Origin of the sequence: Streptomyces sp. NPDC008238 (assembly GCF_042956445.1) — a bacterium.
Classification (GTDB): Bacteria; Actinomycetota; Actinomycetes; order Streptomycetales; family Streptomycetaceae; genus Actinacidiphila.
Genome location: NZ_JBIBGK010000003.1, coordinates 567,645 through 588,916, shown reverse-complemented (window position 1 = coordinate 588,916; position 21,272 = coordinate 567,645). Strand labels below are relative to the sequence as shown.

Here is a 21,272-nt window from a genome sequence, read left to right as displayed (position 1 = left end):
CCACGGGGAACCGCCCGCCGACCACCCGCCAGGGCTACGAAGTCCGCTGACCCCGCACCTGGATCCCGGCCAGCAGCTCACGCGTGGCCGCCGCCACGGCGTCCACCGCCTCCTCGAAGGCCTCCCGGTTGTGCGCGGCCGGCGCACGGAACCCGGAGATCTTCCGCACGTACTGCAGGGCCGCGGCCCGGATGTCCTCTTCGCCGACCTCGGGCGTCATCGGCGGGCGCAGGGTCTTGATGCTTCGGCACATGGCTCCAGTGTGCCCGCGACCACTGTCAGGCCCACCCGGTACGCGGCCGCCGGCCCCACCACCAGCCCCCTTCGCCGCCCGGAGCGGCCGCGTCCTCCACCGTCAGCTCGATGTACCGGCCGTCCACCTCCCCCAGCGACTCCCCGAACAGCTCCGCGACCGGCCCCGGCAGCCTCCGCACCAGCCCCGCCACCCCGTCCCGGCACACCAGTTCCCCCCGCGCCGTCGACCGCCCCGCCTCCAGCCCCCGCACCACGTGCTCCCACGCCTCCAAGTGCCCCCGCGCCTCCCGCAGCACGCTCCCCTCCACCTCCCACAACGCCTCGTCCACCTCCCCGTACGGCGCCCTCCGCAACGCCTCCATCGCCTGCTCGAACCCATCCGTGACCGGCGTCTCGCTCTCCCTCATGGGCCCATGCTCCGCCCGCGGGACGCGCGCGTCGCGCACTGCGCGCCACACGTGTCAGTCACTCCTGTTAGAACTGGATCACGCCGATTCGCCTCAGGGGGGCCTACGTGACGAATCCGAACCACGACCTCGATCCCGTCTCCGGGCTGTACGAGAGGCTCATCACCGACAGCCTCGAAGAGCGCATCAAGACCCTGGGGGCCGACGGATGGAGCGCCGTCGACGAGGTCGTCGGCACCGAGTCGGCACCGCACGTGCTGTCCCGGCACATCGCGGGCACCGTCGAACGCGTCCTCGCGGGGCTGACGCCGGCAGAGCAGGTGGTCGCCGCCAACCTCATCCTCGGGTCGATGAACTCCATCGAGGGCGCCCGGCAGGCGACGGACCTCATCTCCGAAGGGCCGCGGCAACTGCTGGCGCTCGCCGAACAGGAAGCCGAAGGGGTCTACGCGATCCGCCCGGCAACCCCGCTCTCCGAGACCGCACTGATCACCAACTCCCCTGAGGATCCCAGCCTCGGCTACGAACTCCGTGCCGAACTGGCCACCGCGGACCGCGTCGATCTGCTCTGCGCCTTCGTCAAATGGCACGGCCTGCGGGTCCTGGAACAGTCCCTCCGAGCGGCCCACGAGCGGGGCGTGCCCATCCGCGTCATCACCACGACGTACGTCGGCGCCACCGAACGACGCGCCCTGGACCGTCTCGTCCGTGAGTTCAACGCCGAGGTGAAGGTCAACTACGAGCTTCGATCCACCCGACTGCACGCCAAAGCGTGGCTCTTCCGCCGCAACACCGGCTACGACACGGCGTACGTGGGAAGCTCCAACCTCTCCAAGGCAGCCCTCCTGGACGGCCTGGAGTGGAACGTGCGGCTGTCGTCGGTCGCCACCCCCAGCGTCCTGCGGAAGTTCGAGGCGACGTTCGACGCCTACTGGAGCGAGGCGGCGTTCGAGTCGTACGACCCCGACAGGGACGCCCACCGGCTCGACGAGGCGCTCGCCACCGCGAGCGGTGGCAACACAGCGGGCAGCGGACGCAGACTCAGCCTCTCGGGACTCGAGGTCCGCCCCTACCCGCACCAGCGCGACATGCTGGAACGGCTCGAAGTGGAACGCGAGGTCCACGACAGGCACCGGAACCTCCTCGTGGCCGCCACGGGGACGGGCAAGACGGTCATGGCCGCCCTCGACTACAAGCACCTTCGGGCGAAGCTCGGCGGCGACCTGAAGCTGCTCTTCGTCGCCCACCGCAAGGAGATCCTCGAACAGTCCCTGCGCACCTACCAGGACGTGCTCGTCGACGCGAACTTCGGAGAACTCCTGGTCGGCGGCGAGATCCCGGACAACTGGACGCACGTCTTCGCGAGCGTCCAGTCCCTCAACGCCCAGTCGCTCGACCGCTTCGCACCCGACCACTTCGACGTCGTCGTGATCGACGAGTTCCACCACGGTGTCTCCCCCACCTACCGGAAGATCATCGACCACTTCGCCCCGCGGGAGTTGCTGGGCCTCACGGCGACCCCCGAGCGGATGGACGGCCGCAAGGTCCAGGACGACTTCTTCGACGGCCGCATCGCGGCCGAGATGCGGCTGTGGGAAGCCCTGGAGAACGACCTCCTGAGCCCCTTCCACTACTTCGGCATCACCGACAACACCGACATGGGCGCGGTCGCGTGGAAGGCGGGCGCCTACGACCGCACCGGGCTGGACAACCTCTTCACCGGCAACGACGCTCGCGCGCGACTCGTCGTCCAAGCCGTCCGCGACAAGGTCACCGACCCCGGCTCCATGCGGGCACTGGGGTTCTGCGTCACCGTGGCGCACGCCGAGTTCATGGCCGACTTCTTCTGCCGGGCCGGCCTCAGGGCCAAGGCCCTGTCGGGCGAGACGCCCCGGGACGAGCGGAAGGCAGCCCTCGAAGAGTTGCGGGCCGGGACCCTGCAGATCCTCTTCTCCGTCGACCTCTTCAACGAGGGACTGGACATCCCCGACGTCGACACACTGCTGCTCCTGCGGCCCACGTCCAGCGCCACGGTGTTCCTGCAGCAGCTGGGACGCGGCCTGCGCCGCAGCGAAGGCAAGGCCGTCCTCACGGTCCTGGACTTCATCGGGCAACACCGCAAGGAGTTCCGCTTCGAGGAGCAGTTCCGCGCGCTCACCAACTTCACGCGCAACCGGCTGCTGAGCAACATCGAGCACGACTTCCCCCAGCTCCCGTCCGGCTGCCAGATCATCCTTGAGCCCAAGGCCAAGGAACTTGTCATCGACAACATCCGCAGCCAGATCAACGTCAACGTCACCCAGCTGGCGCGCGAGGTCAGCGCGTACGCGAGCCCCACACTGGCGGAGTACCTCGCGGAGAGCCGCCGCGAGATCAAGGAGATCTACCGCGGCGGCAACTCCTGGACCGGCCTGCTCCGCCGGGCCGGACTGCTGCCCACCGCACACCCCGAGGGCGAAGCCGCCCTCCTCAAGCGCGTCCCGACGTTCCTCCACGTCGACGACCCGGCGCGGATCGCCGCGTACCAGCGGGTCCTGGCCGACGAAGCCTCCACGTACGACGAACTCGGCCCGCGCGGGCAGGACTACGCCCGCATGCTCTTCTTCTCCCTGTGGCCCCTGGGCAACGGCTTCCCCACCTACCAGGACGGCCTGGACGCCCTCCGCGCCCAGCCGCACGTCCGCGACGAACTCCGCCAGGTCCTCGCCCACGGCCTGGACCGCACCGACCACGTCCCCATCCCGCTCGACGGGCCACTCGGCGAACTGCCCTTGACCATCCACGCCTCCTACAGCCGCGAGGAGATCCTCCCGGCCCTTCGGCAGTCCGCACTGGGCGGCTTCCTGCCCGGGCACTTCCGGGAAGGCGTGAAGTGGTGCGAGTCGATAGGGACGGACGCGCTGTTCATCACGCTGGAGAAGGACGAGAAGGACTTCTCCCCGCAGACGCGCTATCACGACTACGCCCGCAACGAGACCGAGTTCCACTGGGAGTCCCAGAACCAGACGTCCAGCTCGTCCCCGACGGGGCTCCGCTACCAGCAGCACCGAGCACGCGGCAGTCACGTCCTGCTCTTCGTCCGCCGCTACAAGAAGACGGACATCGGCGGCCCCCAGCCCTGGATGCTCCTCGGCCCGGCGAACTACGTCGAGCACAAGGGCAGCAACCCCATGGGCATCGTCTGGCGCCTCCAGCACGAACTGCCCGCGGACGTCTGGACCTACTCGGCCATCGCCGCAGGTTAAGGGGCCAACTCCTGTTGCAAAACTGATGCTTGAAGGTTCCTGCACCACTCCCCCGAGCGACCTTGTGTCACCGGAACGCAACACCACGTATCGCGTCGGGGGAAGGTGGCGTTCTCCGATGCGTACGTAGGCAGCAAGCATCGGAGTGCCAAATGAGCCGCAATGAAGTCCGCACCTTCCCTGCTCGGCGCCCTTTCGCGGGGCGGGCTAGGCAGTGGGTCGCTTTGACGTCGACGGCAGTAACCGCTCTGGTGGCCGCCGCTTCCCCGGCTTCGGCCACCGCTGTGGGATACGGCAAGGTGGGCAGCTTCTGCTTTGACGTGAAGGGTATGGAGCTCTGCGCTCCGGGCGCGACGATCGGTCACATCATCAAGGGCAGCGGCCTGAGCATCACGAGGGAAGAAGCCTCCGTACAGGACATCTTCGGCGCGGACTCCGCAGGCGGAAAGTGGTGCAACTGGCGGATCGATTGGCGCTACGCCGACACCGAGGGCAAGACATACCTCATTCGGCGGGGTCCCATGCACCACTCGTGCACTTTCATGAAGTCCGTAGGGCGTGTCGATGACTCTAGGCGGACGTTGAAGCACTACGGGAAAGCATGCGCGGACTTCTTCACAAGCGGGCAGAAGCGCGGAACCCAGTGCCACAACATCGTCAAATGAGCGAGGCGGAACCCCATGACCGATAAGTCGCCGAACGTACGGGCGAGCCGACTGCTGCGCTGGCTGCTGATGGCCGGGCTCAGCTACATGTTCGCGATGTTCATGGTTCTCGGCGGCTTGTCGCTGCTGCCCAAACAAACCCAGATGACCGTGTCCGAGTCGGCGGTCGGCTGGCTCGTGCTGGGTGTCGGAGCGGTCCTGTTCGCCCTGATCGCCAACAAGACGAAGGGGCGAGAGCGCCCCTGACTCAACCCGGGACAACCAGACACCCCCGCCCCCCGGGCCCCTCAGGCGCGCATCCAGGTGCGCGTGCCGAAGGAGGTGCAGGAGCGGGACGCGATGCCTGCTGCGAAGGCGAGGGCTGCGTCGAAGGCGGGCGGGGTGAGGCGGATCGTGACGTGGGCGGCGAGGTGGTGGGCGAGGGCGCCGTGGAGGACGTCTCCGGCGCCGAGGGTGTCGACGACGGGGCTGACGGCGGGGACGGGGATCTGCCCGTCGGGCCGGAGGATGGGGGACGGCCCCCGGGTGACGGCGGTCCACCGCACGCCCGCGTCGTGGAGGAACGCCAGGGCCTCGGCCGGGGTGGTGGTGCCCGGGGGGTGGAAGTCGGCGGAGCAGACGGCGACGTCGACGTAGGGGAGCAGGGTGGGCGTCGCGGGACGCCAGCTGCCCGCGTCCAGGAGGGTGGGGACCCCGGCGGCGCGGGCGAGCCGGGCGGCGGGGACGGCGAGGGCGGGGTGGTGCGCGTCGACGAGGACGACGTCGGCGTCGCCGACCAGCACGGAGAGGTCCCCGGGCGGGGAGACGGACGTCCCTGAGGCCGCGTTGGTGGAGGCGACGGCGCGCTCGCCGGTGGCGGCGGTGACCAGGATCGTGGAGACCGCGGGGGGTTCGGGGGAGTCCGCGGTGAGGTTGATGACGTCGACGCCGAGGGCCGTGAGGTCGGCGTCGATCGCGCCGGCGAGGGGGTGGCCCCCGAATGCGGTGAGCAGGACGGCTTCCCCGCCGAGGTGGGCGAAGGTGGCCGCGGCTCCCGTCGCGGGGCCGCCGGCGGCGACGGTCTGGGTGCGGGCGGTGAGTTTCTCGTTCGGGGCCGGGACGTGGTCGACGAGGGTGATGACATCGAGGGTGCAGAGGCCTACGAAGAGTGCGCGCATGGGCGCATAGTGGCAGCAGGGGGCGTGCGTTTCGCGTTTTACGCGCCTCCTACGGGTGGGGGTGCACCATTTTTCCGGGAGACCCGACGCGCAGCGCGTCGATGCCACTACGCTGAGTGCTCGCAATGGTGCGCGGGGAATGCCGTGAGCAGGAGGACCGCATGGGGAACGCGCGACCAGGTGGGGCGGGTCCGGCGGACGTCGAGGTGGTGCTGGCCAGGGCGCAGAACGCCTTCGACGTCGACGACCACGTGCTGGGACGGCTGGCGACCGCGCTGATGGGCTGCACGGAGCTGGCGTCCTTCCGCCAGCGCAAGGGCCCGCCGCGCAGGCTGAGCCGCAGGACGTTGCGGCACACGTTCCTGCTGGCCGACGGCAGTACGCAGCTGCTGTGGGAGATCGAGCACAACACCGGCCCCGACGGCGACGAGCCGCTGTACGAGGTGTACTCGGACCCGGACACGCTGGCCGTCGCCCAGCACACGATCGACGCGCGCTTCGGCGAGCCCTCCCCGGAGGAGCTGGAGGCGGAGGCGGCGGACTGGCTGGCACGGCTGCCGCAGCTGGCGATGGATCTGACGCCCGGGCCCCGGCAGTACACGGAGCAGCACTCCGCCGAGCACGCGTGGCGGGTGCTGCGGCGGGCCGAGAACACGGACGTGCCCGGCGAGGACCTGCGCAGCCGGCTGGGTTCGGCGGTGGGCCACGACATCGCGTACGTCACCGGCCGGCACACCCGGATCGGCACCGGCCGGGTCGCCGGCTGGACGTTGTACGAGCACGCCTTCCTGCTGGAGACCGGCGAGGAGATCAGCCTCTGGGAGGTCGAGCACACGATGACCCCCGACGGGCGGCCGGTGTGCGAGGTCTACGCCGACGAGACGGCGGCCTGCGACTCGGCGGACGTACGGCTGGAGGCGCTGTGACCACGCGTTCACCGCGCGCCCGCCCCGTTCTGACCCTGTCCCCGGCCGCGTTCCGGATTGCGGCCGGGGGGCAGCCGGAGGAAATTGGGGCGTAGGCGTGTCGTTGGGAGGCGGGAGGTTCCCATGCCGGTCCTGGCGGAGGTCGAGTTCCCCGGTGTGACGGCCCTGCAGTACGAGGAGGCGAACCACCGCGCGGGGTTCGGGCCCGAGCATCCGCCGTCCGGGCTGCTCTCCCACGCCGCCGTGATCACCAACGAGGGGCTGCGGCTGGTGAACGTCTGGCAGTCCGCGCAGGCGCTCGAGGCCTTTATGGAGATCATGATGCCCGCCGCCAAGGAGTCCGGCTTCCCGGAGCCGACCGGACCGCCCCGGATCTCGGAGATCTACAACTTCGTCGTCCCGTAGCGGCGGCGGGGACGTCGCCTCGAAAAGGACCGGCGGCCCTGGTTGACGGGGGGAGTCACCAGGACCGCCGGAGTCGGTGCGGTCGTACGCGGCCGGCCGGCCGGTCGCACGACCGGTCGCCTCAGACCGTGAGGCCCTTGCTGCGCAGCCAGCCCATCGGGCCGATCGGGTCGCCGCCGCCGGGGCGCACCTCGAGGTGCAGGTGCGGGCCGGTGACGTTGCCCGTGGCGCCGACGCGGCCGATGGTGTCGCCGGTGCTGACCTTGCCGGAGGTGACGATCATCGAGGAGAGGTGGCAGTACCAGAGCTCGGTGCCGTCGTCGAGGGTCAGGATGATGCGGTAGCCGTACGAACCGGCCCAGCCCGCCTCGGTGATGGTGCCGCTGTGGATGGCCTTGACCGGGGTGCCGGTCGGGGCGGCGAAGTCCTGGCCGGTGTGGGTGTTGGCCCACAGCGAGCTGGACTCACCGAACCCGGCGGTCAGCGTGTACGAGGAGACCGGCTTGACGAAGCTCTTGGCGAGCTCGGCCAGGCGCTCGGCCTCCAGCTTCTTCGCTGCCTCCGCCGCGGCCTTCTTCTTGGCGGCGGCCTCGGCCCGCACCCGCTCCTGCGCGGCGGACTTGGCGGCCTTGGCCGACGCCTCCTGCTGCGCGGCGGTCCTGGCGGCCTTGTCGGCGGCGTTCCGCTGCTGCTGGGCCTGGTCGAGGATGCGGTTGCGCAGCGCCTCGCCCGCGTCGGGGCTCAGGGCCTCGGCGACGGGCTTGGCCTCGGGGGCGCTGTCGTCCTCGACGAGCGCGCCGATGCCGGGCAGCTGGGACGCGTCGGGCAGGTGCGGGAGGGAGACCGGGAGCGGGTTCTTGCCCTCGGCGGTGGCGACCCCGCCGACGCCGAGCACGGCCACGGCCGCGACGCCGAAGACCGCCGAACCGCGGCCCAGGGAGCGCTGCTTGGCGACGCGGTGGCGGCCGCGCAGGGGGCCGGCGGACTCCTCGGAGGGGTCCCACGGCTCGGCGTCCGGGCCCTCGTAGGGCGCGGCCTCGATGTCGCGGGTGTTCCCGAAGGCGTCGAAGGCCTCGATGTCCTCGTGGCGCGGCTGGGCGGGGGCGGCGGGCTCGTAGGCCTCGTGCCCGGCGGTCTCGTGCTGCGCGACGGTGGCGTCGGCAACGGCGCCTGCGTCGTGGGAGGCCGTCTCCTCGGCTGCCGCCGCGGCGAGCCAGCCGGCGGCCATGTTCCACTGCCCGGTGTCCCAGCCGTCGATCGCGTTCTTCGTCGGCGGTGCCTGCTCGGCTGCCGGGGGATTCCAGCCGGCGGCGATGTTCCACTCGGCGGTGTCCCACTCGGAGTACGCGGTCGCGGACCCCTGTTGCTGTCCGGGTATCAGGGCAGGCTCGTTCGACGCCACGCGGGCGCGCTCCTTTCCTTCCTTCTCGCCTACCGGGTTAGCTGACGGGTTCGGAGCAGGAAGGTCTCCTACGAGGACCTCGGAAGGCCCCCGATTCACCCCAGGAAGTGGTTCCCCGGTTCCCGCGGACGGGATTCGGCAAGCGCACGGCGCCGCCCTGACGGCGGCGGGACGACCGCGCTGCGTTATCGAACGTTAATAGAGGCGCCCGCCAATTCCAAGCCACTCAAGCGAGTTCATGACGGGAATCTATGGGGATGGACAGGACGGAACCGGACATTGCGCCGTGACTGCCGTGACCTACGGGAAATGTGAGTGTGCATCAGTCGTTATGCGGAAGGGAGTGCCGCGCTCACGGGCAGTGATGGTCACCCCGGACCCCGGCCGCCGAGCGCGCGCCCCAGACGGCCGTCCAGACGCTCCGCCGTGGCGTCGGTGGAGCGGTGTGCCGCGAGCATTCCGTGCACCTCACGCTGCAGGACCCGGGTGAACGTGACGTAGTGCGCGGTCGCCGGACGGGCCCTGGCGGCCTGCAGCGCGCACCACAGCAGGGTCGTGTACCCGGGGGTCGCGGCGGCGGGTGAGGGGGAGGGCTCGGAGCCGCGGCCCGCGGGGCGGTCGTAGAACCAGGCACGGGGGTCGTGAGGATCGTCACAGTTGACATCCCCGGCTCCGTATGCTGAGCGCCGCGCAGGGGCGAAACCCGCTCTGAGCAGGGCATGTTGGGCGCTGCGTCCGGTCAGGAAGCGGATCAGGTCCGCTGCGTCGCCGGGGCGGTCGCTGGTGGCCGCGACGCCCAGGCTCTGCCCGCCGAGGGCGGCGACGCCGGGGAGCCGGGCCACGCCGAAGCGGACGCCGGGGGCGAGCGCGGCGTCCAGCCGGTTGTAGGCGTACGGCCAGTTGCGCATCAGCACGCTCTGCCCCTCGGTGAACTGGGCGAGGGTGACCGACTCGTCGGCCTCCAGGGACTCCGGGTTGAGGTTGTTGGCGGCGCCCAGCCGGCCGAGCTCGTCCAGGCCCTCGCGCAGCCCGTCCTCGGTGCCGGTGTAGCGGCCGTCGCCGTCGACGAGTTCGACGCCCGCGGTCCAGAAGGTCTCCAGGGTGTTGACCGTCAGGCCCTCGTACGCGCGCAGTTGGGTGGTGTAGGCGGCGTGGCCGAGCGGGCGGACGTCGGCGAGGAGGTCGCCCATCTTGGCGTAGCCGCGCAGGTCGGCGGGGCGCCGGCCGGCCTTGGCGAGGTCGTCGGTGCGGTAGTAGAGCAGTCCGACGTCGGTGTTGAAGGGCACCGCGTACGTGCGGCCCTTCCAGCGGCCGGCGTCCGCGGCCTGGCGCAGGAAGTCCCCGTCGACGAGGGCGGGGTCGAGCGGTCGCAGCAGGCCGCTGTCGGCGAACTCGGGGATCCAGCTGATGTCGAGGTTGACCACGTCGTACGCGGCGGTGCCGGACTGGAAGGCGCCGATCAGCTCGCTGCGCTGCTCGTCGGAGGCGGAGGGGAGCTCGACGAGCCGGGCCGGCCGGTCCGGGTTGGCCCGGTTCCACTCGTCGACCAGGGCGCGGCGGACGCCGGGTCGCCCGCCGGCGGTGAGGTCGGCGTCGCTGGCGACGATCAGCGGCCGGGAGCGGTCGGGCCCCGGGGCCGGCGCGGGGCGGGGACCTCCGCAGGCGGCGGTGGCGAGGGTGGCGAGGGCGGTGGCCAGCAGGAGCACGACGCCCAGGGTGCGGCGGCGCCGGCAGCGCGCGGCTCCCCCAAGCCTCGTGACCCGTATGACCCCGGTGGACCCGGTGACCCTCACGGCCGTCATGACCCTCCCGAGGTGAGGCGGGTGATGGTCTCCGCGACCCGGTTCGGCAGGTCCTGCGTGGCGGCCAGGCACGCCCCGCCATCCTCGGTCACCGCCTTGTTGAAGCGCAGCGAGCAGCCGTAGCTCTCCAGCGAGACCACCAGCACGGGGACGTCCACGGCGGGCGGCTCCTCGCGGGCGCTGTCCTCGTCGTCGGTGATGAGGACGATCAGGGTCCCGGGGGAGTCCGCGAGGGCGCGCGACCACTGGCGCAGGGCGGCGGCCACGGGGGCGTCCCGCTCGACCGGTGCCAGCGCCCGGATCGCGGCGTCCCGCGCGGCGGCGTCGTTGGGTCCCAGCGGCAGGAGGGTGCGGCCGGGCACCGCGGCGATGCCGTACCGGTAGCCGGAGGCGCGGGCCAGCACGGCGCGCACGACGGGGACGTTGGCGCCGGAGTAGGAGGAACTGGAGACGTCGACGGCGAAGAGGACGTCGCGCCGGGTGCCCGCGGCCTCGCCGTGGTCCCGCAGCGCGGCCTCGATGTCCTTCCGGGTCGGCGGCCCGCCGCCCGCCCGCGGGTCGGCGACGAAGATCGCGCTGTCCAGCGGGGTGTCGCCGGCCTCGGCCGTCCCGCTGACGTCCGTACGGAAGCCCTGCGCGGCCAGCGCCCGCTGCCCCGGGCGGGAGCCGAGCCATGCGGCGAGCCGGTGCACCGCCTCGGCGCGGTCGGCGCGGTCGGCCCGGCCGGTCTCCCAGCTCACCGGTACGAGGGTGAGGTCGAGGGGCGGCACGTCGGAGGGGTAGTAGGCGGTGTAGGGGTCCGACTGGTCGCCCAGGCAGGGCGGATGGGACTCCAGGGCCGGGGTGACGAGGGCGGCCAGGGTGGACTCCGCCGTGAGCAGGGCCTGTTGGGTGCCGCGCCGCTCGACCAGCCAGGTGCGGGCCGAGCAGGCCAGGGCCCGGTCGTCCGCCGGGGGCACGGCGTCGGTGGTGATCCGGGTGCCGGGTGCCAGGTGCAGCAGCTGGTCGAGGGCGGCGTCCGAGGAGTGCGGTTCCGCGCTGCGGACGACCACGTCCTGCGCGTGGGCGGCGTCGACGAGTTGCTGCGCGGTGCTGCCGGTGCGCCCGACGCCCTCCAGCGAGGTGGTCGCGGCGACGACGGCCGGGGAGTGCGCGAGGGTGACCGGCCGGCCGAGGGCGACGACGCTCTCGGGGCGGCGGGTCTCGGCCTGGACCTGGGTGAGGGCGGTGCCGGCTGCCGGTATCCACACGTCGGGGTGCGGTCCGACGTCCCGCAGCGGCATCGCGCACTCGCCGGCGTCCTCGTCCTCGCAGGCGCGTTCCGGCTCGGCCCAGGCGGCGGAGGCGCGGAAGGCGGCGATGGTGCGGTCGGTGGGCGCCGCGTAGACGGTGGTGTTGATCTGGCCGCAGCCTTCGGGCCGGCCGCCGAGCGAGGCGGTGGGGCCGGCGTCCTCGCTGTCCTGGAAGGCGTCCAGCACGGAGGTGAGCGCGGCGCGCGTCTCCGGCGAGGTGAGCACCCGCAGTTCGAGCGGTGCGGGGCACAGCGGTGCCGGGCGGTGCGCCCACGTCCAGCCGGTGACGCCGCCCGCTAGCAGGGCCAGGGCGGCGCCGATGCCGACCGCCCGGTGCCAGAGCGGCTGGTGGGGGCCCGCCGTCCACGTCCAGGTGAAGCCGGCGTACTGGGCGAGCCGGCGCAGCGGCGCGAGCCAGCGGGTCCCGCGGGCGGGCCGCGGGGTGAGCCGGGCCTGCGACAGGACGGTGTCGCCGGCGCTGTTGCTGGAGCGCTCGGTCGGGAACCAGGGGTCGTAGTCCGCGCGCTCGTCGAGCGTGGCCGCGTACTCGGCGGCCAGTTCGTGCAGGCGGACCCCGAGGCGCTGCACGGTGACCGGGTCGTACGGGTCGGTGCCCTCGGTCAGCACCCGGACCAGGGCTCCGGTGAAGGGCGTCGGGTCGATGCCGTCGCCCTTGTGGATGCGCGAGCCGACGGCCGAGGACGTGATCAGGGAGAACGGCCGCTCCGGCAGCGGCACCAGGCCGGCGTTGCCGGAGTAGCAGCAGTCCAGGACGAGGACGACGCGCTCGGCGCGCGAGGAGGCGAGCAGCCGCAGCAGGTCGCGGTACGGGATGCCGTCGAGGCGGGCGCCGTCCTTGGTGGACTCCCGGGTCATCAGGTACAGCTCGGGTTCCCCGCTGCCCAGGTCGACGTACCCGTGCCCGGTGAAGTGGACCAGCAGCAGGTCCTGGGCCTGGGCGGCGGCGGTGCCGATCAGCCGCAGCGCGCGGTCGCGGGTGCGCGGCTCGTCGAGGGTCTCCACGGTGCGCGGGATGAACCGGCCGAGCCCGCCGGAGACGAGCGCGGCGCGCAGCCGGGCCACGTTGGCCCTGGCGGAGGGGATGTTGGAGAAGTCACGGGCGTGTTCGTACTGGGACACCCCGATCAGGACCGCCCGCGACCGGGACGCGAACGGTTCGTACGGCATGCCCGCCGGACCTCCCCAGGGCCGTCTTCCTCCGGATCTAGTTCTCCAGCGTCTGGCGGATGCGGGCCGCCATCGCCTCCAGCTCGCCGCGCGTCAGGGCGTCCCTAGCGGTGAGGACGCACTCCACGTCCCCCGCGCGGACGGTGACGCTGAGCGAGTCGCCGGGCTGGTTGCGCAGGTGGTTGCGCAGGGCGCGGAACAGCGTGAGCGCGGTGGCCTGCAGGGTCTCCTGGAGGATCATCAGGATCAGGTCGTAGGCGACGCCCATGCTCTCGTCGGCGGGCCGCTCCCTGCGGACGACCAGCGGCGCCAGCTCCTCGTCGGCCCGCAGCCAGACCTCCAGTCTGCGCAGGTCCTCCGCCGCGTCCTTGCCGCCGTCCAGCTCGATGGTCACGTACGTGTCCATGACGCCTCCCCTCATTCCCAGCCTACGCTGACGTACCGTCATTCACACGGCTCGTGCACGGAGTTGTGTGTACCGGGCAGGAAGTCGCGGCGGCGCGGGCGCGCCCGACGTGCCCTACCCCGGCGGCGGCCCGGTGCGGCATGATGCCCGAGTACCCCCCGTACGGGGGATTCGCCCGATCTTGGAGGCCGTCATGAAGCTGGGCAGGGCACTGGCGAACGGCTACGCGGAGGAGACGGACGAGGAGCTCGCGGGCATGGAGCGGCTCGTGGACGAGGAGGCGGCCCCCGGGGACCGGGCCCCGGACACCGTCGAGGTCCGCGCGGCGGGGCCCGCCGAGGCCGCGGCGCGGTGAGGTTCGGCCGCCGGCTGCCCGAGGAACGGCCGGCGGTGCCCCCGACGGGGTACAAGCTGGCCTTCCCGCTGCTGGCGCACGACGGCGCCCGCGTGGGCTTCCGGGGCGTGTCGCTGGGCGGGCGGATCGTGTACGGCGCCCTCGGCGACGCCGTGTGCGGCTACGGGCGGCGGCACCGCAGCCCGGCGCGCGGCTGCGACTGCGGCTTCTACTGCCTGCACACGGCCGCCGAGGCGCAGGCCCTGACCTGCGCGACGGACTGCCGGGACGCGGTGGTGCTGCAGGTGAGCGTGCTGGGCGCGTACACCCGGTACGAGCGCGGCACGCGCTACGCCCGGCAGCGGGTGCGCACCGTGCGCATGGGCGCCTGCCGCTGCGGGCGGGCCGCCCGGGTCTTCGTGCGCGACGGCACCGGGCTGCCGGGCTGGCACGGGCTGACGGCGGTCTGCCGGCACTGCGCGGCGGGGCTGTGGGTGCTGCGGCCGGCGGATTTCGCGCGGCTGGCCGGCCCCTGGGTGAACGTGACCGGGGAACCGCCCGCACCGGGCGCCGCCGGGCCGCGGCTGCCGGGGCATGAGGACGCGAGGCATGGGCGGCCGCCGCGGAAGGATGCGCGGCGCGACGAGCCGCTGCGCGAGGAACTGCTCGCGGAGGCGGACCGGCTCAGGCAACTGCTGGACCGCTTCCAGGAGCGGCTGGAACGGCTGGACGGCCTGGAGGAGAGCCCTCCCGCCGGGTAGCCGAGAGCACCCCCGACCGGGCGGCCGCGGACCCCTCCGGCCCCGTCGCCGCCAGCCCCTCCGGCCGCGCCGGGCCGCCCCATGATCGGCCGCCCATACTGGAACACATGGAGCACAACGCCGAGCTCAGGGACTTCCTGCGGGCCCGCAGGAACCGGCTGAGCCCGCAGGACGCCGGCATCACCGTCACCGGTGCGCCGCGCCGTGTGCCGGGGTTGCGGCGGGAGGAGCTGGCGCGGCTGGCCGGGGTGAGCACCGACTACTACACCCGTTTGGAGCAGGGCAGGCACCAGAATGTCTCGGAGGCGGTGCTGGACGCCGTCGCCCGGGCCCTGCGGCTGGACGCCGCCGAGCGCGCCCACCTCTTCGAGCTGGCGCGGCACCGCACCCCGGCCCGCCGCAGGCCGCTGCGGCCGCAGCGGGTGCGCCCTGAGGTCTACCGCGTGCTGGACCTGCTGGGCGACCGCACCCCCGTCCTCGTCGTCGGCCGCCGCACCGACGTACTGGCCGCGAACCGGCTGGCCCGCACGCTGCTCACCGACTTCGACGCGCTGCCGCTGCGCGACCGCAACCTCGCCCGCTTCATGTTCCTCGACGACGCGGCCCGCGACCTGCACCGGGAGTGGGACAAGCACGCCGCCGAGACGGTCGCCGCCCTGCGGCTGGACGCGGCGCGCCACCCGGACGACCCGGGGCTGACCGAGCTGGTCGGCGAGCTGACCATCAAGAGCGCCGAGTTCCGGGCCTGGTGGGCCGACCACAACGTGCGGCAGAGGTCGCACGGGGTGAAGCTCTACCACCACCCCGTCGTCGGCGACCTCACCCTGTCGTACGAGCACGTGCTCTTCGCCGGCGACGGCGACCAGTTGGTGTGCATCCACACCGCCGAGCCCGGCTCCACCTCGGAGGCGGCCCTGCAACTGCTGGCCGCCTGGACCGGATCCGACGCGCCCGCCAGCGGCTTCCCCGACCCGGAGCCCGACCCCCGGTGACGCCGCGAGGGCGGCACCGGCGTCGCGCCGGTGCCGCCCTCGTCGGGGGTGCGTGCCTCAGCAGCCGTCCGGCTTGATGCGGACGATCTGCGGGTCGTGGTCGCTCGCCTGGTCGGCGAACTCCGCGTTGATGTGCACCACGTCGTAGTCGAAGCGGCGCAGCGCCGGGCTGAGCAGGATGTGGTCCAGCGACTGCGAGTTGCCCTCGTAGACGTAGGTGTAGCGCTCCGACTGCGGCAGCGTCGTCAGCAGGTCCTTCAGCACGCCGCCCGAGGTGAGGGTGGACACCGTGCCGGAGAACTCGTAGTCGTTGAGGTCGCCGAGGACCACGACGTTGGCGTCGCGGTCGGCCGCGAGCAGCGACTTCACGAAGGTGTTGACCTCGGTGGCCTGCAGCTTCCGCTGGGTCTCGGAGCTGCGCACCGGCTGCTGGTTGACGCTGTGCAGCGGCTGGTCGCCGCCCTTGGAGTTGAAGTGGTTGGCGATGACGAAGACCGGCTTGCCGTGGAAGCGGAACTCGCCGACCAGCGGCTTGCGGCTGGCGTTCCACGCCTCGCTGCCCGGGTTGATCCGGCCGGGGGAGACCGACAGCTCGGCGCCCTTGCGGGTCTTGACCGCCTTGACCGCGGTGGTGGCGTCGCCGCCGGCGCGGTCGGTGAACTGCACGCGGTGCGGGTCGAAGAGGAAGACCTGGCGGATGTTGCCGCCGGGCTCGCCGCCGTCGGTGTCGTTCGTCGGGTCGACCGAGCGCCAGCTGTAGCGGGGGCCGCCGGCCGCGACGATGGCGTCCGTGAACTTCCGCAGGGTCTGGCCGGCGGTGACGGTGCCGTCGTCGGTGGCGCCGTTGTCGTCCTGGATCTCCTCCAGCGCCACGATGTCGGGCGAGGAGAGGTTGGTGACGACGCCGTCGGCGAGCCGCGCGAACTTGTCGGCCGGGTCGCTGGGGTCGAGGTTCTCCACGTTGTACGTGGCGACCGCGAGCTCGCCGCCCTTCTGCCTGCGGGTCACCTCGCGCTTGAGACCCTTGTCCACCAGCGATCCGAGCTGCGTGGCCTGGAGGTTGTAGCCGCCGAAGCCGTCGTAGTCGATCGGGCCGGTGGTGGTGCCGGTCAGCTCGTCACCGACGTCGGCGGTCGGGACGTCGACGCCCGCGCCGATCGACATGACCTTGATGCGGCCGGTGTTGGGCTGGGCGTACGAGCCGTAGACCGTGCCGCCGCGCCGGGTGGGGTTCTCGGTGGGCTTCACCGTCACCCAGACCTCGTGGAACGCGGTCGTGCCGCCGACGACGCGGGCCTTGGCGAACCGCGCCAGCTCGCCCTCGTGGGCCTCGTAGAAGTCCAGCGCGTAGTGGGCCGGGTCGAGCGCCAGGCCCTCGATGCTGCCGCCGCCGGCGTCCGGCGCGTAAGCGGCCGGGACGGTGGACGCGCCCAGCGTGACGGGGGCGGGCAGGGCGTTGCCGGCCGAGAGCACGGTGGTGGTCGGGCCGGTGACCTCGGTGACCGACTGACTGCCGGTGCTCGGGTAGTACTCGGAGACCTTGCCGGTCACCAGCACCTTGTCGCCGACGGCGACGGTGGGCGTGACGGAGCCGGTGTAGACGAACACGGCCTCGCTGGTGCGGGCGTCGGCGTCGGCCTCTGGATCCTGGATCCAGTAGCCCTTGGAACCGGTGGTGCGCACGCCGGTGACGATGCCGGGGACCCGGGTGACGGTCTGGCCCTTGAGCGGGGAGACCCGGGTGGTGCCCTGGATGTCGTGGACGCGGGTGGTGCCGGGCTCGGTCGGCTCGGGGTCGGGATCCGGGTCCGTGGTGCCGCCGCCCGGGGTCTGGCCGGCGGCGTTGACCGGGGTCGGCGCACCGGCGGTGAGGTCGGCGGCGTTGTCGTCGGTGTCGGCCAGGGACGTGCCGCGGGCAACGGAGGCGGTGTTGCTCGCGCCGGCGACGGGGCCGCTGCCCTCGCGCACGACCGCGCTGCCGAAGCCGACGAGGTCGACCACGCGCGGGTCGGCCGCGCAGTCCGCGGCGGTGATGCAGGTGAGCGGCGTGGTGCCGTTGACCAGGGCGATGGTGCCGCTGGTCGCGCTCATTGCGATGGAGCCGCTGGCGTCGGCGGCGGGCAGCGGCGTGGTGCCGCCGGTCCCCGCGGACTCCGACACGAGGTAGCGGCCGCCGGGGGCGATCGCACCGGTCAGCGTGGTCGCCTGCCACTTGGAGGCGGCGGACGGCGTACCGGGCAGGTACTGCACGCTGTAGCCGGCCAGGTCGTACGCGGCCGAACCGGCGTTCGCGAGCTCCACGAAGTCGTTGGTCAGCGTCGCGCCGGAGTTGCCGCCGCCGCCGTACACCTCGGCGACGACCGCCCCGCTGGAGGGGGTCGCGTGGGCGGCGGGCAGCCCGGTCAGGACGACGGACGCGGCGATTCCGGTCGATATGAGCGCGAGCGCCGCGGCGCGGTTGCGGTGTCGGCTCGGTCTGGCGATCGGCACGAGGGTTTCTCCTATCGGGTCCAACAACCCGTCGACGACGGGCAGCGCACGGCGGACCGGCTCAAGTTACGCGCGTAGAAAGACACATGACAAGGGCGATGAGGTTAATTCTGCGAGTTCGCCCTGGCGTGACCACGACACGCGAGCCCGCGGCGGCCCCCCGTGCACCGGCACCTCCGGCCGGGGCCGCCCACGCCCCCTCACCTCACCTGGGCGCGTGACGGCCCGTGGGCCGCCGGCCGCCGTCGACGGAGGAGACGGGTTCAGAGGGCACCCCCGCAACCGGCCGCCACCGTTCGGGCGACCCCCCGATGGGTCACCCGGCGCGCCGGGACGGGCCGGGGTTGCCACATTGGTGACGTCCCGTCAGTACCGGTCGCCCCACCTCATCCCGCGGAGCCCGACGTGCGCCCACCCCTCGGACGGCCCGGCCGCCGCCACCGGCCGCCCCTCGCCGCGGCCCTGCTGGCGGCGGCCGCCGTCCTGCTCACCCCGGCCCCGGGCACCGCCGCCCCGGCGGCCCCCGCCGCCGGATGCGCCCCGGTCGCCTACGCCGGCAGCGGCAAGCCCGGCCGCGGCGGCGACGGGGCCGCCGCCACCACGGCCGCCCTGCGCGACCCGGCCGGACTCGCCACCGACAGCGCGGGCCGCCTCTACATCGCCGACTCCGGCAACCGCGCCGTCCGCCGCGTCACGGCGGGCAAGGCCGGCGCCGCCCCCGTCATCACGACCTTCGCGACCACCGACTTCGCCCCGTACGGCCTCGCGGTCGGCCGGGACGGCACGGTCTACGTCTCCGGCGAGGGCAAGGCCGTCTCCGTACGCGCCGACGGCCACGGCGCCACCACGCTGCTCGCCGAGGCCGGCCGGCACGACGCCGTCGCCGTCGGCGGCGACCGCTCCGTGTACGTCTCGGGCGGCCCGGCCGGCGGACTGCGGCGGATCCCACCCGGCGGCAAGGCCCCGGCCCGCTACTTCCCCGGCGCCACCGTCGGCGCCCTGGCCGCCGACCGCGCCGGCGACGTCTACGCCGTCGTCGACGGCCGCGTCCGGCGCATCGACCACGACGGCCGGGTCACCCCCGTACCCGGCGCCGCCCGGCTCGCCCCCGGCGACGTCCACGGACTCGCGGTCACGGAGGACGGCTCCCTCCTCTACCCCCCACCCCGCGCCCGCTCCTCCGGGGCCACCCCCCTGAAGCGCCCGTGGGGCACCGCCCTCGCCCCCGGCGGACGGCTCTACGTCTCCGACCGCGCCGCGCACCGCGTCTACGTCGTCGCCCGGCCCGTCCTCGTGCCGGGGCGGCTCCGCGTCACGTCCGGCCCGCACGGCCACGCCACCGGTGACGTCCTCGAGGACGTCACCGGGAACGGGACGGCCGTCACCGCCCACAGCGAACCCGCGCGGGGCGTCCTCGTCCAGCAGGCCAACGGCCTCTTCTCCTACACCCCGCACGAGGACTTCTCCGGCACCGACGCGTTCACCGCGACCATCACCGACGCCTGCCGGAACGCGACGACCCGCACCGTCCTGGTGCGGGTCGTCGCCAAGCCCCTGCCGCGCGCCGGCTGACGCGCGGCCCCGTCAGCCGCGCGCCTCGGCCACGGCCGTGCCGAGGGCCTCCTTGATGCGCGGGCCCAGCCGGGCGAAGCCCAGCTCCTTCATCGCGGCACGCAGCAGTTCGTCGTCCGACCGCTTCTCGCCGTCGCCGTCGATCCACCGCACCAGCGCGGTCAGTTCCTCCGCCGAATACGCCGTCACGGCCTTCCCCGGCGTGACCGCCGGCCTCTCCGGCCGCCCCTCGGGCTCAGGCTCGGACTCAGCGACGGGTGCGTCAGCCTCCGCCACCGGCTCGGCCTGAGCGGGAGCGGCTTCGTCCGGGGCCTCGGCCTCAACGGCCGGTTCCTGCACGGGCTCCTCGACGGGAACCTCCTCGGCCTCGACGGGGGCCTCCGCGGGGGGCTCCTCCGGCGCAACGACCGACTCGGCCTCAGCAACCGGCTCAGGCTCGGCAGCAGGTGCGTCAGCCTCAACCACCGGCTCCGCCTCAGCGGGAACGGCCTCGGCCTCGACCAGGGCCTCCGCCTCGACAACCGGCTCCGACTCAGCAGCAGGTGCGGCAGCCTCAGCCACCGGCTCCGCCTCAGCAGGAACGGCCTCGGCCGCGGCCTCAACGGCCGGTTCCTGCACGGGCTCCGCCTCGACGACCTCCTCGGCAACCGGCTCCGCAGCGGGCTCGTGCGCGGTCTCCGCGACGGAGGCCTCGGCCTCCGCAGAAACTGCCTCCGGCTCCACGACCGACTCGGGCTCGGCCTCAACCGCCGGTTCCTGCACGGGCTCCGCCTCGACGACCTCCTCGGCAACCGCCTCCGCGACCGCCTCGGACTCGACCGGGGCCTCCGCCTCGACAACCGGCTCCGACTCAGCAGCAGGTGCGGCAGCCTCAGCCACCACAGCCTCCGCCTCAGCGGGAACGGCCTCGGCCGCAGGCTCCTCCGGCTCCACGACCGGCTCGGGCTCGACGGCTTCCGCCTCGACCACGGACTCCGCTTCCGGCTCCGCGTCCCCCTCCGCCGTCGTGCGCGGCTCGGGGACGACCGGGGTCTCCGCGACAGGGGTCTCCGCGACCGGGGCCTCCGGGGTCTCCGCCTCGCCCAGCAGCGCGACGACCTCGGCCGTGTCCGCCCGGCGCTCCGTCAGCTCCGCGAGCACCGCGCCGAGGCCCTGCTCCTCCAGCCGGGCCCGGGTGGCCTTGAGGTTGGGCAGCCGGTACAGCGTGCCCTCGTCCGCGGCGAGGCGGTCGAGGAGCTCCGCGAGCTCGGCGAAGGGGAGGGTGTCCAGCGCGGCCTCGGGCCGCAGGAGGCGGCCCAGCTCGGTGAGCCCGGTGCCGGCGGCCTCGGCGGCGCGGGAGGCGTCGTCGAGGAAGTCCGCGTCGGTGGGGACGGCCGGGCGGCCGGTGCCGCCGAGGGCGGCCCAGTCGTTGCGCTCGGCGGCCGCGGAGGCCAGGGCGGTGTGCACGGCGTCGCGCCGCGGCCGTCCGGTGGCCAGCCCGCGGACGCGTCCGCGCAGCGACCGGCGGCGCAGCCAGGTGACCTTCACGCCGCGGTCCCGGCGCCAGGCGCCGCTCGCGGTGGCGGCGACGTACTCGTCCAGCTCGCCCTCGGCCACGTCGTACACGTCGGCGTTCAGCGTGCGCAGCGTCAGCCGTACCCGCAGCAGCAGGGACACGGCCCGGCCGCTCTCGGCCACCGTGCGGGGGGCGTCGATGCCCAGGGCCTCGGCCTCCTCCAGGCGGAGCGCGGTGGCGCGCAGCGCGGGCAGGTCACGGCCGCGCAGTTCCGCGAGGACGGTGGAGGCGGCGCGGGCCTCCTCGGGGCCGGCGACGGTGTCCGCGGCGGCGTACCAGGCATGGGTGTCGGTCGTCAGCGTGAAGCCGCCGAGCTCCGCGTAGGCGCGCAGGTCGTCGCGCGCCTCCGCGGGGAGGGAGGCGATGTCGGCGGTGCTGTGCAAGGAGGGTGCGGTCATATGAGGTCCGGTTCCTGGCA

General features: G+C 73.3%; 18 protein-coding genes and 1 riboswitch. Of the genes, 9 read left to right on the top strand and 9 right to left on the bottom strand.

Annotation, left to right across the window (positions count from 1 at the left end; genetic code table 11):
- Positions 1-34: 34 nt before the first annotated feature.
- Positions 35-253: a DUF2277 domain-containing protein gene (locus ACFZAU_RS11555; protein ID WP_499599676.1), complete on the bottom strand. Its 219-nt coding sequence runs from the start codon at positions 251-253 to the stop codon at positions 35-37.
- A 25-nt stretch (positions 254-278) separates the two neighbouring features.
- The gene (locus ACFZAU_RS11550) at positions 279-662 is read right to left on the bottom strand and encodes a hypothetical protein (RefSeq protein WP_500551967.1); all 384 of its coding nucleotides are present in this window, start codon (positions 660-662) and stop codon (positions 279-281) included.
- A 107-nt stretch (positions 663-769) separates the two neighbouring features.
- On the opposite strand from ACFZAU_RS11550, the gene ACFZAU_RS11545 reads away from it, so the two are divergent.
- The 3 genes from ACFZAU_RS11545 to ACFZAU_RS11535 all read left to right on the top strand — a co-directional run bounded on the left by ACFZAU_RS11545 (position 770) and on the right by ACFZAU_RS11535 (position 4,818).
- A complete protein-coding gene (locus ACFZAU_RS11545; RefSeq protein ID WP_500551966.1) occupies positions 770-3,907 on the top strand; it encodes a DEAD/DEAH box helicase in 3,138 nt (1,045 codons plus the stop codon).
- A gap of 152 nt (positions 3,908-4,059) precedes the next feature.
- Positions 4,060-4,572 carry a hypothetical protein gene (locus tag ACFZAU_RS11540; protein WP_500551965.1) on the top strand — a complete coding sequence of 171 codons (513 nt, stop codon included), beginning with the start codon at positions 4,060-4,062 and terminating at the stop codon, positions 4,570-4,572.
- 15 nt (positions 4,573-4,587) lie between these two features.
- Positions 4,588-4,818, top strand: coding sequence for a hypothetical protein (locus ACFZAU_RS11535; RefSeq protein WP_500551964.1), 231 nt, complete (start codon positions 4,588-4,590; stop codon positions 4,816-4,818).
- A 41-nt stretch (positions 4,819-4,859) separates the two neighbouring features.
- Here ACFZAU_RS11535 and ACFZAU_RS11530 read toward each other — a convergent pair whose 3' ends face one another.
- Positions 4,860-5,729, bottom strand: a complete 870-nt coding sequence (locus ACFZAU_RS11530) for a PfkB family carbohydrate kinase (protein WP_500551963.1) — start codon at positions 5,727-5,729, stop codon at positions 4,860-4,862.
- Between the two features lie 161 nt (positions 5,730-5,890).
- On the opposite strand from ACFZAU_RS11530, the gene ACFZAU_RS11525 reads away from it, so the two are divergent.
- Positions 5,891-6,655 carry a DUF6227 family protein gene (locus tag ACFZAU_RS11525; RefSeq protein WP_499599667.1) on the top strand — a complete coding sequence of 255 codons (765 nt, stop codon included), beginning with the start codon at positions 5,891-5,893 and terminating at the stop codon, positions 6,653-6,655.
- Between the two features lie 123 nt (positions 6,656-6,778).
- Positions 6,779-7,060: a hypothetical protein gene (locus tag ACFZAU_RS11520; protein WP_500551962.1), complete on the top strand. Its 282-nt coding sequence runs from the start codon at positions 6,779-6,781 to the stop codon at positions 7,058-7,060.
- A 121-nt stretch (positions 7,061-7,181) separates the two neighbouring features.
- Here ACFZAU_RS11520 and ACFZAU_RS11515 read toward each other — a convergent pair whose 3' ends face one another.
- From ACFZAU_RS11515 to ACFZAU_RS11500, 4 genes are all read right to left on the bottom strand, one after another.
- Entirely contained in the window at positions 7,182-8,288 is a 1,107-nt protein-coding gene (locus ACFZAU_RS11515; RefSeq protein ID WP_500552084.1) for a M23 family metallopeptidase, read from the bottom strand.
- 185 nt (positions 8,289-8,473) lie between these two features.
- Positions 8,474-8,613: riboswitch (cyclic di-AMP (ydaO/yuaA leader) on the bottom strand.
- Positions 8,614-8,830: 217 nt separating this feature from the next.
- On the bottom strand, positions 8,831-10,264 hold the full coding sequence (locus ACFZAU_RS11510; protein ID WP_500551961.1) for an extracellular solute-binding protein: 1,434 nt from the start codon (positions 10,262-10,264) through the stop codon (positions 8,831-8,833).
- Positions 10,261-12,744, bottom strand: coding sequence for a caspase, EACC1-associated type (locus ACFZAU_RS11505; RefSeq protein ID WP_500551960.1), 2,484 nt, complete (start codon positions 12,742-12,744; stop codon positions 10,261-10,263). Before ACFZAU_RS11505 ends, ACFZAU_RS11510 begins: the two co-directional genes overlap by 4 nt.
- A 37-nt stretch (positions 12,745-12,781) precedes the next feature.
- Positions 12,782-13,150 carry an effector-associated constant component EACC1 gene (locus ACFZAU_RS11500; RefSeq protein ID WP_500551959.1) on the bottom strand — a complete coding sequence of 123 codons (369 nt, stop codon included), beginning with the start codon at positions 13,148-13,150 and terminating at the stop codon, positions 12,782-12,784.
- A gap of 193 nt (positions 13,151-13,343) precedes the next feature.
- Here ACFZAU_RS11500 and ACFZAU_RS11495 point away from each other — a divergent pair, with 193 nt between their 5' ends.
- The 3 genes from ACFZAU_RS11495 (at position 13,344) to ACFZAU_RS11485 (ending at position 15,237) form a co-directional block, all read left to right on the top strand.
- A complete protein-coding gene (locus ACFZAU_RS11495; protein WP_500463870.1) occupies positions 13,344-13,505 on the top strand; it encodes a hypothetical protein in 162 nt (53 codons plus the stop codon).
- Between the two features lie 35 nt (positions 13,506-13,540).
- Entirely contained in the window at positions 13,541-14,245 is a 705-nt protein-coding gene (locus ACFZAU_RS11490; RefSeq protein WP_500551958.1) for a hypothetical protein, read from the top strand.
- A gap of 107 nt (positions 14,246-14,352) precedes the next feature.
- Positions 14,353-15,237, top strand: coding sequence for a helix-turn-helix transcriptional regulator (locus ACFZAU_RS11485; RefSeq protein ID WP_500551957.1), 885 nt, complete (start codon positions 14,353-14,355; stop codon positions 15,235-15,237).
- Between the two features lie 57 nt (positions 15,238-15,294).
- Here the strand turns inward: ACFZAU_RS11485 and ACFZAU_RS11480 are convergent, their stop codons facing one another.
- Complete coding sequence (locus ACFZAU_RS11480) at positions 15,295-17,673, bottom strand: DUF8508 domain-containing protein (RefSeq protein WP_500552083.1); 2,379 nt, start codon at positions 17,671-17,673, stop codon at positions 15,295-15,297.
- 459 nt (positions 17,674-18,132) lie between these two features.
- On the opposite strand from ACFZAU_RS11480, the gene ACFZAU_RS11475 reads away from it, so the two are divergent.
- Entirely contained in the window at positions 18,133-19,299 is a 1,167-nt protein-coding gene (locus ACFZAU_RS11475; protein ID WP_500551956.1) for an Ig-like domain-containing protein, read from the top strand.
- A 12-nt stretch (positions 19,300-19,311) separates the two neighbouring features.
- On the opposite strand, the gene ACFZAU_RS11470 is transcribed toward ACFZAU_RS11475, so the two are convergent.
- A complete protein-coding gene (locus tag ACFZAU_RS11470; RefSeq protein WP_500551955.1) occupies positions 19,312-21,252 on the bottom strand; it encodes a hypothetical protein in 1,941 nt (646 codons plus the stop codon).
- Between the last annotated feature and the right edge of the window lie 20 nt (positions 21,253-21,272).

Excerpts from the sequence above, each read along its gene's own strand:
- ACFZAU_RS11470 (WP_500551955.1), bottom strand. The coding sequence starts at position 21,252 with ATGACCGCACCCTCCTTGCACAGCACCGCCGACATCGCCTCCCTCCCC.
- ACFZAU_RS11500 (WP_500551959.1), bottom strand. The coding sequence starts at position 13,150 with ATGGACACGTACGTGACCATCGAGCTGGACGGCGGCAAGGACGCGGCG.
- ACFZAU_RS11495 (WP_500463870.1), top strand. The coding sequence starts at position 13,344 with ATGAAGCTGGGCAGGGCACTGGCGAACGGCTACGCGGAGGAGACGGAC.
- ACFZAU_RS11540 (WP_500551965.1), top strand. The coding sequence starts at position 4,060 with ATGAGCCGCAATGAAGTCCGCACCTTCCCTGCTCGGCGCCCTTTCGCG.
- ACFZAU_RS11515 (WP_500552084.1), bottom strand. The coding sequence starts at position 8,288 with ATGGCCGCCGGCTGGCTCGCCGCGGCGGCAGCCGAGGAGACGGCCTCC.
- ACFZAU_RS11535 (WP_500551964.1), top strand. The coding sequence starts at position 4,588 with ATGACCGATAAGTCGCCGAACGTACGGGCGAGCCGACTGCTGCGCTGG.
- ACFZAU_RS11525 (WP_499599667.1), top strand. The coding sequence starts at position 5,891 with ATGGGGAACGCGCGACCAGGTGGGGCGGGTCCGGCGGACGTCGAGGTG.
- ACFZAU_RS11505 (WP_500551960.1), bottom strand. The coding sequence starts at position 12,744 with ATGCCGTACGAACCGTTCGCGTCCCGGTCGCGGGCGGTCCTGATCGGG.
- ACFZAU_RS11485 (WP_500551957.1), top strand. The coding sequence starts at position 14,353 with ATGGAGCACAACGCCGAGCTCAGGGACTTCCTGCGGGCCCGCAGGAAC.
- ACFZAU_RS11520 (WP_500551962.1), top strand. The coding sequence starts at position 6,779 with ATGCCGGTCCTGGCGGAGGTCGAGTTCCCCGGTGTGACGGCCCTGCAG.
- ACFZAU_RS11530 (WP_500551963.1), bottom strand. The coding sequence starts at position 5,729 with ATGCGCGCACTCTTCGTAGGCCTCTGCACCCTCGATGTCATCACCCTC.
- ACFZAU_RS11550 (WP_500551967.1), bottom strand. The coding sequence starts at position 662 with ATGAGGGAGAGCGAGACGCCGGTCACGGATGGGTTCGAGCAGGCGATG.
- ACFZAU_RS11510 (WP_500551961.1), bottom strand. The coding sequence starts at position 10,264 with ATGACGGCCGTGAGGGTCACCGGGTCCACCGGGGTCATACGGGTCACG.
- ACFZAU_RS11555 (WP_499599676.1), bottom strand. The coding sequence starts at position 253 with ATGTGCCGAAGCATCAAGACCCTGCGCCCGCCGATGACGCCCGAGGTC.